Raw genomic sequence first — 13,300 nt, 5'->3', positions numbered from 1 at the left:
TGCAAAGACTAAAGCTACTGTTTAGCTAAACCTCTCTATTTATATACTCGTCAAGTACGCTCTAATCATAGGCAGCTCTCTTTTGAACTTTAGAGGGTACAGACATCTCATGACATCCTTCGAAACCTGCTGGAAAATCTGCACGATCTCTCAACCCTTCCTCATAAAGCGCCTTGGCTACACAACTCCAAGCCCTACCTGTTCTAGTGTCGCCAATTAGAACCCAATTTTGTCTCTCTGGAGTAAAAGTATAACGACCTACTTTAGGAGATGTATTAGATTCTGAGTAGATAAATGAAACAGCCAAAATACCTGCTGCCCATAATATCGTTGATGACAACTTATCTACTGTAGACTTTTCCATTTTTATCCTTTTTATGTTTTGTGATTACTCATAAATTACTGCTAACGAATTGCTCTCGGCCTTCGTAAAAAGACTAACATAGCTTCATTGCAATACTTTCAGCGGAGAGATGCGTATAACGCCTAAGCATCGCCCAAGTCTTATGGCCACTTATAGTTGCAACCTCGGGTAACGAAAGACCTTTCTCAAACAATCTGCTTATTGCCTCATGCCTTAAGTCATGGAAGTGTAAGTTAACTAACTTAGCTCTTTTACAAGCCCTTCCAAAAGCGATTGATATAGCATGAGCAGTAATATTAAAAACCTTACTATGATTTTCATGTGTCAGCGATTTTAGTAGGTCTAGGGCTACAGGAGACAAAGGAACTTCTCTAGCTTCACCATTTTTGGTAATGGGTATTAACAGTGTTCTCTTCATTAGATTGATGTGCTCCCATTCAATTGAGGCAATCTCACTTCTCCTCATACCTGTTTCGACAGCGAGTATTGCAATGGGTCTTAGGAGGGGTGAGCAACTGTTTTGAATGATTAACTCGAACTCTTCACTACTGAGCCTTTTAACTCTTCCTGAGGGTAGCTTTGGAAGCTTAACTTTTGTAGTAGGGTTAGTAAGGTTTTCGTAACCCCACTCATTAGCTGCAACCGTAAACAGGTTTGATAGTACGGCTAACTCTAGCCTAAGGGTATTAGGGGAGCGACCAAGCTTAATTCTCTCGTCACGCCACTTCGCTATGTCTGAACTTTTAACACTAGAGATAGGTTGATTGGCTATGGGATGCCTCAACCAAAAGTTAATTCTGTATGCTTCTGCGGATGAATGCTTCTTGTGACAAGTAACTTCACTTTTATACCGCTCAAGTAAATCTTTGAGTAAATCTTTAGAGCTGACTATAGGTTGCTGAGTGAATACTCCACTATCAAGCTCTGACTCAATCTTTCTAGCCCATACTACAGCTTCAGAACGAGTCTTAAACGATTTTGATTGGTCAGGATACCCACTACGTTGAACTCTTGCTTGCCATGCGTTAGAACGCTTTCGAAAGGTCGCCATTCACTTCTCCAAAAGGACAAGAGAAGGACAAATAGATTTGCTAAGTTACACCGAGAAACTTGGGTGCTACTAACAGATTGAATCTTAAGGGAGTATATGGGGTGGCTGATGGGGCTCGAACCCACGACAACAGGAATCACAATCCTGGACTCTACCAACTGAGCTACAGCCACCATAGAGACTTTTTTAAAACATGGCCTGCCCGACAGGAATCGAACCTGTAACCCCCAGCTTAGAAGGCTGGTGCTCTATCCGGTTGAGCTACGGGCAGATTTTGGTTACAAGGCTTTATATCATCTACAACATAAAGCACTAACTTTTCGGGCTGACTTTTAATTTGGGTGTTAAAAGTAAATCTTACTTTTAACACCCAAAAATTTTGGTCGGCGTGGAGAGATTCGAACTCCCGACATCCTGCTCCCAAAGCAGGCGCGCTACCAGGCTACGCTACACGCCGAAGAGGCAGTAATATAACCAAAACTAAGATTAAGGTCAATCGCTATATGCTAAAATAGCACTTTATTTTATAAATTAATTGAATTTTTAGATTCTGATACCCAATGACTGCTCAAATTATCAATGGCAAAGCGATTGCCGACAATTTATTAGACTCAATCAAAGAAAGAATCAACCAACGCCTGTTAGCTAACAAACGCGCGCCAGGCCTTGCGGTTATTTTGTTAGGTGAAGATCCAGCCTCCGCCATCTACGTACGCAACAAGCGCCTAGCTTGTGAAAAAGTGGGCATTCGCTCCGTTGCTTATAACTTACCGGCATCGACTAGTGAGCAAGAGTTGCTTACCTTGATCACACAGCTCAACCAAGACAATACGATTGATGGCATTCTGGTTCAGTCACCTCTGCCAACGCAAATTAAAGAAGAGCACATCATTGAGTGCATTAGCCCAAACAAAGATGTGGACGGGTTCCACCCATACAATATTGGGCGCTTGGCTGTGCGCCAGCCAACGCTACGCTCATGCACACCATTTGGCGTCATTAAAATGCTAGAAGCCACAGGGATCAACCTAATGGGGCTAGATGCCGTGGTGGTAGGTGTATCTAACCACGTGGGCCGTCCTATGGGCTTAGAACTATTGTTAGCTGGCTGTACAGTAACCAACTGTCACCGCCATACCAAAGAACTAGCGAAGATGGTTGCACATGCAGACCTAGTAGTTGCTGCTGCAGGCAAGCCAGGCTTAATCAAGGGCGAGTGGATTAAACCGGGCGCCATTGTGATTGATATCGGCATTAACCGCTTAGAGGATGGCCGTATCTGTGGTGACGTAGATTTCAACGTGGCAAAAGAACGTGCCGGCTGGATTACTCCAGTGCCAGGCGGCGTTGGCCCAATGACGGTTGCAACGCTGATGGAGAATACATTACTCTCGCTAGAACTTAGCGAGCAAGACGGCGCAATTTAATTACATGAAATCAATTGGATAGATACTCCCTAATTAGGCTTTTGCATCTATCCGTTAATCAGTGTACACTCATGCGCTAATTTTAAGAGCTAACATTTTAGTTAGCTCAGTTTTCAATATTTTTAATTTTTTGTATTTGGGTAATTATTATGGCAGATGTAATTAGTAAGCAATTCACGCCTTATCAGCCGAAACCTGATGAAGAATACATGAGCAAAGCTCAACTAGAACATTTTCGTTCTATTTTAAATGACTGGAAAGCTGAGTTAAGCCAAGAACTCGACCGCACTGTACACACCATGCAGGATGAGGTAACGATGTTTGCCGACCCAAACGATAGAGCCAGCCAAGAATCAGACATGACGCTTGAATTACGTAACCGCGACCGCGAACGTAAGCTTATTAAGAAAATTGATGAAACTCTACGCAACATCGAGCACGACGAGTACGGATATTGCGAAGGCTGCGGTATTGAAATTGGCTTAAAACGCTTGGAAGCACGTCCAACAGCTACTTTATGCATCGACTGCAAAACATTAGACGAACTAAGAGAGCGCCAAGTCGCCAAATAAGTAGCATCTAAACTTTAGCGTTTTATCCATTTAAGCTTTACCTACCAAACTTAAATGCATATTTAAAACAATAAGATAACAAAAAGCCCGCAATTGCGGGCTTTTTGTTATCTAGCAAGTAACACGACTACCGTATTACTCGTCAGCTTCTGTTTCAGCTTTAGCTTCTGCAGCTGGCGGGTCAATCAAAGCTTTCATGCTTAGACGTACACGACCTTTTTCATCAGCCTCAACTACTTTAACCTTCACTACATCGCCTTCTTTCAAGAAGTCAGCAACCGCATTCACACGTTGATGTGCAATTTGTGAAATATGTAGCAAGCCATCTTTACCTGGAATCAAAGTAACAATCGCACCGAAATCAAGCAACTTGATCACAGTACCCTCATAGGTTTGACCCACTTCAACTTCAGCAGTGATTTCTGCAATGCGACGTTGCGCTTCAGCACCTTGCTCTGAGCTTGTGCATGCAATTTTCACAGTACCGTCATCTTCAATATCAATCGTTGTGCCGGTTTCTTCAGTTAACGCACGAATCACAGCGCCGCCCTTACCGATCACATCACGGATCTTCTCAGGGTTGATCTTCATGGTGATAATGCGTGGTGCGAATTGTGACATTTCTGTATTCGCGCCGCTCACAGCTTGTTTCATAATACCCAAGATATGTGCACGGCCTTCTTTAGCTTGCGCTAAAGCCACTTGCATGATTTGTGCAGTGATACCAGTGATTTTGATGTCCATTTGTAGCGCTGTGATACCATCTTCTGTACCAGCTACTTTAAAGTCCATGTCACCCAAGTGATCTTCATCACCTAAGATGTCAGTCAACACAGCAACGCGGTTACCTTCTTTGATCAAGCCCATTGCAATACCTGCAACGTGATTTTTCATTGGCACGCCAGCATCCATCAATGCCAAGCAGCCACCACATACTGATGCCATTGAGCTTGAACCGTTAGATTCTGTAATTTCAGAAACCACACGCATGGTGTAATCAAAATCTTCTTTCGCTGGCAGTGCAGCAACCAAAGCACGCTTTGCTAAACGGCCATGACCGATTTCACGACGTTTTGGTGTACCTACGCGGCCAGTTTCACCAGTTGCATACGGAGGCATGTTGTAATGCAGCATAAAACGGTCATTGTATTCACCTTGCAACGCATCAATGGTTTGCTCATCGCGGCCGGTACCTAAAGTAGCCACTACCAACGCTTGTGTTTCACCACGCGTAAATAGTGCTGAACCATGCGTACGTGGCAACACGCCAGTACGGATGCTTATAGGACGTACAGTGCGTGTATCACGGCCATCAATACGTGGCTCACCATTTAAAATTTGGCTACGTACAGTTTTGGCTTCTAAATTAAAGATTTCATTTTTAATTTTGTTCGCTTCTGAAGTTGAAGTTTCTTCAGTCACTAACTCAGCCAACACACGGTTGGTGATTTCTTCCAATTTAGCTGAGCGAGCGCCTTTAGCTTTAATTTGGAATGCGGCATTAATGTCAGCAGCAGCTAAGCCAGCTACTTTTTCAATCAATGCAGTATCTGGCTCTGGTGCAACCCAGTCCCAAGCATCTTTACCAGCTTCAGCTGTTAATTCGCTAATCAATTTAATCACTGCTTGCATTTGCTCGTGACCGTAAACCACAGCGCCTAGCATCACTTCTTCTGAAAGTTCTTTAGCTTCAGACTCAACCATCATTACAGCGCTTTCTGTTGCTGCAACCACCAAGTCAAGCTCAGTTTCTTCTAACTGTGCTTTAGTTGGGTTTAATACGTACTCATCATTGATATAACCAACACGTGCCGCACCTAGTGGACCATAGTATGGAATACCTGATAATGACATCGCTGCTGAAGCACCGATAATTGCAGGAATATCAGCATCGATTTCTGGATCTGATGACAACACAGTTGCCACTACTTGTACTTCGTTATAAAACGCTTCTGGGAACAGAGGACGTAATGGACGGTCGATTAAACGGCTAGTTAGGGTTTCCTTTTCTGAAGGACGGCCTTCGCGCTTGAAAAAACCTCCTGGGATTTTGCCCGCAGCATAGGTTTTTTCCATGTAATCAACAGTTAACGGGAAGAAGTCTTGACCTGCTTTAACTTCACGTTTGCTGGTAACGGCTACTAACACTACCGTATCACCGTAGCTCACCATCACCGCAGCATCTGCCTGGCGTGAGATTTCACCGGTTTCAAGGGTTAGCGTGTGTGCGCCGTATTGAATACTTTTAGTAACTTTATTAAACATTTATTTTCCTTTTTCAACAGACTGTTATTCACTACCCAATAACAATCTAACAATAAAAAAAGCCGATGCATATTGATGCTATCGGCTTTTTACAGCAATTATATAAGTGAAGCCAAAAAGCTAAGCACTTTTATAACTGTTACTTACGCAGACCTAAACGTTGAATCAATGTTTGATAACGGCTAGAGTCTTTACGTTTTAGGTAGTCTAACAAGCTACGACGTTGGCTAACTAAAGCTAATAAACCACGACGTGAGTGGTTGTCTTTTTTGTTAGATTTGAAGTGCTCTGTTAGATAGCTGATGCGGTTTGTTAGAAGTGCAACTTGCACTTCTGGGCTTGCCGTATCATTTGGTGCGCGTTGATATTCTGCAACGATTTTCGCGGTATCTTGTGCTGTAACTGCCATAACTTTTTCCTAAATTTAGAGGTTTTGCGTCAATACAAAAGTAGCCCAGAATCTGATTTAGATACCAACCCACAATTGCATTCATTTACATGAACCGCACATTATAGTGACAAGTTTGCAGCTTAACAAGTTATTTTAACAAACCGCCTCACTATATTACTTGTTGCATCAAGCGTTTAGGTGCAATTTTGCCATCACTTTGCTGCTCGCCTAAACCTAAAAACACATGGCGCTCATCATACAAGCGCAACAAACCAGCTGGCACCTTGCCACTTTGCCACACAGCTTGTCCCTGCATTAAATAGAAAGCGCTATCCGCGCCCAATACCAGCGCTGGCAAATCATCTACTGCCGTATCTGGCGCAGCTAATTTTGCCAAGCGCTCATCAGCGCTCAGCGCTTCAAACTCGGCCAAGGTGATGGCCTGAGCAATGTCATAGCCTGCGGTATAGGTTCTGCGTAAGCCGATTAGATGCGCACCACAGTCTAGGCTGGCGCCAATATCCTCCGCCAGCGTACGAATATAGGTACCCTTACTGCAAGATACTTCAATTTCTGCAACATCCTCTGCAAAACTAAGCACCTTGATGGCATGGATATTAACGGTACGCACTTTACGCTCAATTTCTATACCCTCACGCGCGTATTCATACAAAGCTTTGCCTTCATGCTTTAAGGCCGAATACATAGGAGGGGTTTGATTAATGACACCAACAAACGGTAGGCACGCATGGCTAAACTGTGCTGCGCTAACCTGCACGAGCGCTTGTTTCAGCACTTCACCTTCAGCATCACCAGTAGTGGTGGTGATGCCTAATTTAATGGTTGCGTGATAAGTTTTGTCTGCATCGGTGAGGTAGTGCGCAAACTTGGTGGCTTCGCCAAAACAAAGTGGTAACAAACCTGTAGCTAAAGGGTCTAGTGTACCGGTGTGACCAGCTTTTGCCGCCTGCAGCAGCCACTTCACCCGCTGCAAGGCTTGGTTAGAAGAAAAACCCAAAGGCTTATCTAATAACAAAATACCATTGATATTTTTTTTGACTCTTTTGAATTGCAAAGGGAGGTTAACTCTAAGAAGTTAAGTCTTGGTTTTATCTGAAGCAATCGCCTCATCAATCAACTTAGACATCATCATGCCGTTATCGATGGACGCATCATACACAAAGTGCAACTGTGGCACTGTGCGCAACAACATGCGCTTTGCGAGCTGTGTACGCAAAAACCCAGCAGACTTTTCCAAGCCTTGCTGCGTACTATCACTCTGCTTTGCAGCACTATAAAAAATCTTAGCATGCGCCATGTCACCCGTTACCTCAACTGCGGTTACAGTGACCATGCCAACACGCGGGTCTTTAATTTCAAACATCAGCAAGTCTGCGATTTCGCGCTGCATTTGTTCAGCCACACGGTGACTACGTGAAAAATCTTTTGCCATTCTAATCCTAAAAGTGCTGATATATGACCTGCCGCATATCACTGCTCGCAAGCCATACATCAAACACTGGGTAAGCGCTTATAGCGTACGCGCTACTTCAATCATCTCGTAAACTTCCAAGATATCACCAACTTCGATATCGTTGTAGCCCTTCAATGACAGACCGCACTCGAAATTGTTTTTAACTTCTTTAACGTCATCTTTAAAGCGTTTGAGTGAATCTAACTCGCCAGTATGTACGATCACGTTATTACGCAAGATACGTACTTTAGAGTTACGTTTAATCATACCGTCTTGTACATAGCAACCAGCAATCGCACCAATCTTAGAAATACGGAATACTTCACGTACCTCTACAGTACCAATCATGCTCTCTTTTTGCTCTGGTGCCAACATGCCGCCAAGCGCCGCTTTGATTTCGTCTACTGCTTCATAAATAATGTTGTAGTAACGTACATCCACACCTAAAGTATCAATCAATTTACGTGCGCCTGAGTCAGCACGTACACTGAAACCAATCAACACAGCTTTAGAAGCTGCAGCCAAGTTCACATCTGACTCACTGATTGCACCCACGCCGGTGTGAATAATATTGACTTTCACTTCGCTGGTAGATAGTTTTTGCAAGCTGGTTGCCAATGCTTCGTATGAACCCTGTACATCTGACTTGATAATCAAACCTAGTGTTTGCACTTCGCCTGATTCCATTTGCTCGAACATGTTTTCCAGTTTCGCCGCTTGCTGTTTAGCAAGCTTCACATCACGGTATTTACCTTGACGGAACAATGCAATTTCACGTGCTTTGCGCTCGTCATTTAATACGATTACTTCTTCACCCGCGCTAGGCACGTCAGACAAACCTAGAATTTCCACTGGCATAGATGGGCCAGCTTCTTGAATATCTTTACCGGTTTCATCTAACATCGCACGTACTTTACCAAAAGTAGTGCCAGCGAGAATCATATCGCCACGCTTCAACGTACCAGACTGCACTAGAATAGTTGCCACTGAACCGCGGCCTTTATCCAGACGCCCCTCAATCACCAAGCCTTTGGCCGGTGTATTTTTAGGTGCTTTCAACTCCAACACTTCAGCCTGCAACAACACTGCCTCTAGCAAGTCATCAATCCCTTGACCAGTTTTAGCTGATACAGCACGGAACATAGTGTCGCCACCAAAGTCCTCAGGCACCACCTCTTGGCTCACCAACTCCATTTTTACACGTTCAGGATCGGCATCCGGTTTATCAATTTTATTGATCGCTACCACAATCGGCACACCCGCCGCTTTAGCATGGTGAATCGCTTCGATGGTTTGCGGCATCACGCCGTCATCAGCTGACACCACTAGAATCACAATATCCGTCGCTTTAGCACCACGCGCACGCATCGCAGTAAACGCTTCATGGCCTGGAGTATCTAGGAATGTCACCATGCCGCTAGGGGTTTCTACGTGATAAGCACCAATATGCTGCGTAATACCGCCAGCCTCACCAGTTGCCACACGGCTACGGCGAATGTAATCCAATAATGATGTTTTACCATGGTCTACGTGACCCATTACCGTAACAACAGGTGGACGTGTTTCCATGACCGCTTCAGCATGTTCAGCTTCTTCGATAAACGCATCCGGATCATTTGGTGCTGCAGCTTGGGCTTTATGGCCCATTTCTTCCACAATGATAATCGCAGTTTCTTGGTCCAATACTTGGTTGATGGTTACCATCATACCCATGCCCATCAGCGTTTTAATCACTTCGCCTGACTTCACTGACATTTTGTGAGCCAAATCAGCTACCGTAATCGTTTCTGGCACTAACACTTCATACACCAATGGCTCGGTTGGCGCGGTAAATGCATGCTGCTGATCATCATCGTGATGCTTACCGCCTTTGCCTTTCGGCGCACGCCAGCCGGTTTTACCGCTCGTTACATCACCACGTGTTTTTAATCCACGTTTTTTGTTTTCGGCATCGGTCCACTCTTTATTATTACCTTTACCTTTTTTCGCATCTTTCACACCTGGTTTTTCAGCGCCTTCTTTTGCCGCAGGTTTATGCAAGGTACCTTCTGAAAGTTTAGCTGCTTTAGCTTTGGCAGCTTCTGCTTCTGCCAACTTTCTCGCCTCTTCGTCTAAACGACGTTGTGCTAATTCTTCTTTTTTGCGCTTATCTTCTGCTTGCAATGCTAACAAGGTAGCATGGCGCTTAGCCTCTTGCTCACGCAAGGCAATTTCTTCTGCACCAAGCAAATCTTTGCGACTAATGGTTTGCTGCCTAACCACAACCTTCTCTGGCTCCGCCACAGGCTCAGCTGGCGCTTCAGCCACTACTGGCGCAGCAACTTCAGGCTCAGGCTCAACCACCGGCGCTACCTGGGCTTCAACCACGACCGGCTCAGGCTCAGCAACTGGCGCTTCAACCACTGGTGCTGGCACTTCAACGGGAGCCTCAACAGCTGCTTCAACTACCACATCTTCAACAACATCCTCTTCTAGCAGGTCAGCATCTTCGCGCTGTTCAATCACGCGTTTCTTACGTACTTCCACTTGAATGGTACGGGCTTTACCGCTGTTATCGGTTTTTTTAATTTCCGTGCTAGATTTGCGTGTGAGGGTAATTTTGTTTTTAGGAGCAAGCGTGCCGTGCTCTTTACGCAAATGATCTAGCAATGCCGCTTTATCATGTTCACTTAACTCATCTTCTGCGCTTGTTTTATGCACGCCAGCACTTTTAAGCTGTTCTAATAACAATGCCGTCGGCAGCTTTAATTCGCCAGCAAATTGTTCTACGGTTGTTTGTGCCATCTTGTTGCTCCAGTATTCTTCTTCCTAAGCTTTATTGCCTAGCGTTACCACTCATTATTACTACGCTTTAGTTCGGCCAAACTGAATTGACCGACTCTATAAAGCGCTACATTTGAAATTACTTAAACCGTACTATTTAAACCAAGGTGCACGAGCTGTCATGATTAGTGTTTTCGCGCGCTCTTCGTCCATGTTAGTTAACTCAACCAGCTCATCAATTGCCAACTCAGCTAAATCATCCATGGTTGAGATGCCTTTTGCCGCTAGTTGATGTGCAGTCGCATCATCCATACCTTCTAGCGTTAACAAGTCTTCAGCAGCCTCTTCAACTTTCTCTTCTTTGGCAATCGCTTCTGTCAACAATGCAGCACGAGCACGCTTGCGCAACTCTTCTACAGTATCTTCATCAAAAGCTTCAATTTGGTTCATTTCTGCTAGTGGTACATAAGCGATTTCCTCTAATGTACTAAAGCCTTCTTGCACCAGAATTTCAGCCACCTCCTCATCAACGTCTAGTTTTTCCATAAACAATTGACTAACACCAGCGTACTCTTCTTGATTCTTCTGTGCAGCTTGATCAACTGTCAAGATATTCAATGTCCAGCCGGTCAACTCTGAAGCCAAACGCACGTTTTGACCGCTACGGCCAATCGCTAACGCTAATTGCTCTTCTTCTACCACCACATCCATGCTGTGCGCATCTTCATCGACAACGATGCTAGAAACTTCAGCTGGCGACATTGCGTTAATTACAAACTGTGCCGGCTCCATGCTCCATAACACGATATCCACACGCTCACCAGCTAACTCGCCAGTTACTGCCTGTACACGTGAACCACGCATACCCACACAAGTACCCACTGGGTCTAGGCGCTGATCATTGCTCTTAACAGCAATTTTTGAACGCAAACCAGGGTCACGGGCTGCAGAGCGAATCTCTAACAAACCCTCTTCAATCTCAGGCACTTCCAACTCAAACAAGCGCACCAAGAACTCAGGGATAATTCTAGACAAGATTAATTGAGGACCACGACCACTGCGCTCGATACGTAATAAGTAAGCACGCACACGGTCACCCACACGTAAATTCTCTTTTGGAATCATTTGCTCACGCGGCAATAATGACTCGATACGACCTACTTCAATGATCGCATTACCTTTTTCCATGCGCTTGATTACACCGGTCACCAGCTTCTCATCACGCGCCAAGAAGTCTTGCAAGATTTGCTCGCGCTCAGCTTCACGTACTTTTTGCAAAATAACTTGTTTAGCAGCTTGTGCGCCAATACGGCCGAACTCAAGGTTTTCTAAAGGCTCTTCGTAATAATCGCCGATAGTTAAACCTTTAGAGCGATCATCTTCTTCATCGATTTGATAAGCCGAATTTTCCAACAAGTCATAATCCACGTACTGCCAGCGTCTAAAAGTTTGGTACTCACCAGACTCACGATCAATAGCAACACGCACATCGGCGTCATCGTGATGTTTTTTCTTTGTAGCCGAAGCCAAAGCAAGCTCTAGCGCGGTAAATATAACGCTTTTATCAACGTTCTTTTCATGCGCTAAGGCATCTACCAACAGTAAAATTTCACGACTCATTTTCAATCTCCGACTATATATTGCAGCTTAACTGCCTTATTTATTAAATTCTTACAATACAAACACTTGCATTTAAAACACTGGGTTTAACCGTGCCTTATCAATATTACTGAGCGCCATTTTGTAGGTAATGCCTTCAAAATCCAGCATCAAATGCCCATCTTCAACGCCTTTAATCAACCCTAAAAAGGTCTTTCTCGGCAGTGTTGTTTCTGTTGCGTTAGGACCTTCATCTTTGATACCAACGCGCAACTTGATAGACACGCGCTCACCTATAAACCTTAGGTAGTCAGACTCTTTTTTCAATACGCGGTCCATACCTGGAGACGACACTTCCAAGCGGTCATAATCAATTTCATGCTCAACCGCCAGCAAGTTACCCAACTGGTTACTTACTAGTACGCAGTCATCAATGTTCACGCTGTCTTTGCTATCAGCAGGATTTTGCTTATCAATAAACACACGCAACAATTTGCCTCGATTAGAAATCTCTAAATCCACAAGCTCATAGCCTAGCTGGCTTACTGATTTTTCTATTAACGTTTGCAAATCCTGCATAAATCGATCCTTCACTTTCACTGCACAATCTGCGCGCGCATACCGAATGCATGCGCAGATTGCAGAAACAAAAAATGGGCACAAAGCCCATCAAAAAATTCATCCGCATTATACCAATCAATTCAATGAATTGGAAACACTACAGTTAATAAAGTGTGGTTTTTGTGCTTTTTGTATGAATTACCCTCTTATATTCTTTTTAGTTATAAATTTATGACAATTAATTATTTTTAATTATTAAATGGTTTATTTATAGTGCGTACTTTCTTACTTATTAAGTAGTTATAGCGCAGATGCCAAGCAACCAGACAACTAAAACTGTTACACAAGAAATTTTACGTGTAGTGCAAGAGCTCAGTAGTGGCACTGGATTTGGATCGGTAGAGATCACCGTACACGGAGGGCGTGTGACATTTATCGAAAAGCGCGAGAGATTAAGATTTAACCACACTTCAGTCTCAGGAAACATTAGCAAACTTTCGTAACTGCACCAGCAGGCAATAAAACTATTAATTAAAACCATTAATTTAGATTAGCTGACCAGTTAACTGGAAGTTTGACTCAGGAGATTTAGCATGCAATTCCAATATTCAAAATTTGCCGTCGCACTATTATCAGCAGGCATCTTATCATCACCAGCCATTGCTAACGCAAATGATAGCAATGAGCTTGAAGAGCTACGCGCTTTAGTTCAAGAGCTTAGCCAAAAAGTAAAAGTTATTGAACGAAAAGATGAAATCAATGAAGAGGCTGCAGTAGCAGCTAAAAAAGAAACCCCTGTTGTAAAAGCGAGTGCTAATGGATTTGGCCTAGAG

The 13,300-nt window shown here is 44.0% G+C and carries 12 protein-coding genes, 3 tRNA genes and 1 pseudogene; 4 read left to right on the top strand and 12 right to left on the bottom strand.

The features are described from left to right. Window positions 1-61 precede the first annotated feature (61 nt). The 5 genes from VGD82_RS05620 to VGD82_RS05600 form a co-directional block, all read right to left on the bottom strand. On the bottom strand, window positions 62-364 hold the full coding sequence (locus tag VGD82_RS05620) for a hypothetical protein (RefSeq protein WP_331019466.1): 303 nt from the start codon (window positions 362-364) through the stop codon (window positions 62-64). A gap of 73 nt (window positions 365-437) precedes the next feature. Next, entirely contained in the window at window positions 438-1,415 is a 978-nt protein-coding gene (locus tag VGD82_RS05615) for a site-specific integrase (RefSeq protein WP_331019465.1), read from the bottom strand. Between the two features lie 97 nt (window positions 1,416-1,512). Beyond that, window positions 1,513-1,588 (bottom strand) — tRNA-His (locus tag VGD82_RS05610). Between the two features lie 21 nt (window positions 1,589-1,609). Beyond that, window positions 1,610-1,686 (bottom strand) — tRNA-Arg (locus VGD82_RS05605). A 109-nt stretch (window positions 1,687-1,795) separates the two neighbouring features. Beyond that, window positions 1,796-1,872: transfer RNA gene (locus tag VGD82_RS05600), tRNA-Pro, on the bottom strand. 103 nt (window positions 1,873-1,975) lie between these two features. On the opposite strand from VGD82_RS05600, the gene folD reads away from it, so the two are divergent. Then, window positions 1,976-2,842 (top strand): bifunctional methylenetetrahydrofolate dehydrogenase/methenyltetrahydrofolate cyclohydrolase FolD, encoded by an 867-nt coding sequence (gene folD / locus VGD82_RS05595; protein WP_331019464.1) that lies wholly within the window; start codon window positions 1,976-1,978, stop codon window positions 2,840-2,842. 149 nt (window positions 2,843-2,991) lie between these two features. After that, window positions 2,992-3,414 (top strand): RNA polymerase-binding protein DksA, encoded by a 423-nt coding sequence (gene dksA / locus VGD82_RS05590; RefSeq protein WP_331019463.1) that lies wholly within the window; start codon window positions 2,992-2,994, stop codon window positions 3,412-3,414. A gap of 135 nt (window positions 3,415-3,549) precedes the next feature. Here dksA and pnp read toward each other — a convergent pair whose 3' ends face one another. The 7 genes from pnp to rimP all read right to left on the bottom strand — a co-directional run bounded on the left by pnp (window position 3,550) and on the right by rimP (window position 12,485). Further along, a complete protein-coding gene (gene pnp / locus VGD82_RS05585; RefSeq protein WP_331019462.1) occupies window positions 3,550-5,679 on the bottom strand; it encodes a polyribonucleotide nucleotidyltransferase in 2,130 nt (709 codons plus the stop codon). Window positions 5,680-5,818: 139 nt separating this feature from the next. Beyond that, entirely contained in the window at window positions 5,819-6,088 is a 270-nt protein-coding gene (rpsO, locus tag VGD82_RS05580) for a 30S ribosomal protein S15 (protein WP_135278183.1), read from the bottom strand. 151 nt (window positions 6,089-6,239) lie between these two features. Continuing rightward, window positions 6,240-7,145, bottom strand: a complete 906-nt coding sequence (truB, locus tag VGD82_RS05575) for a tRNA pseudouridine(55) synthase TruB (RefSeq protein WP_331019461.1) — start codon at window positions 7,143-7,145, stop codon at window positions 6,240-6,242. Window positions 7,146-7,166: 21 nt separating this feature from the next. Further along, window positions 7,167-7,523, bottom strand: a complete 357-nt coding sequence (rbfA, locus tag VGD82_RS05570) for a 30S ribosome-binding factor RbfA (RefSeq protein WP_331019460.1) — start codon at window positions 7,521-7,523, stop codon at window positions 7,167-7,169. Between the two features lie 78 nt (window positions 7,524-7,601). After that, complete coding sequence (infB, locus tag VGD82_RS05565; protein ID WP_331019459.1) at window positions 7,602-10,328, bottom strand: translation initiation factor IF-2; 2,727 nt, start codon at window positions 10,326-10,328, stop codon at window positions 7,602-7,604. Between the two features lie 132 nt (window positions 10,329-10,460). After that, on the bottom strand, window positions 10,461-11,927 hold the full coding sequence (gene nusA, locus VGD82_RS05560) for a transcription termination factor NusA (RefSeq protein WP_294841647.1): 1,467 nt from the start codon (window positions 11,925-11,927) through the stop codon (window positions 10,461-10,463). Window positions 11,928-11,999: 72 nt separating this feature from the next. Further along, window positions 12,000-12,485 (bottom strand): ribosome maturation factor RimP, encoded by a 486-nt coding sequence (gene rimP, locus VGD82_RS05555; protein ID WP_331019458.1) that lies wholly within the window; start codon window positions 12,483-12,485, stop codon window positions 12,000-12,002. Between the two features lie 293 nt (window positions 12,486-12,778). On the opposite strand from rimP, the gene VGD82_RS05550 reads away from it, so the two are divergent. Continuing rightward, window positions 12,779-12,970 carry a YezD family protein gene (locus VGD82_RS05550; protein WP_331019457.1) on the top strand — a complete coding sequence of 64 codons (192 nt, stop codon included), beginning with the start codon at window positions 12,779-12,781 and terminating at the stop codon, window positions 12,968-12,970. 90 nt (window positions 12,971-13,060) lie between these two features. Further along, window positions 13,061-13,300, top strand: a pseudogene (locus tag VGD82_RS05545) (porin); the annotation flags it as partial.

It is taken from the genome of Methylotenera sp. (assembly GCF_036401095.1).
Lineage (GTDB): Bacteria > Pseudomonadota > Gammaproteobacteria > Burkholderiales > Methylophilaceae > Methylotenera.
This window is presented reverse-complemented; position numbering and strand designations above follow the sequence as displayed.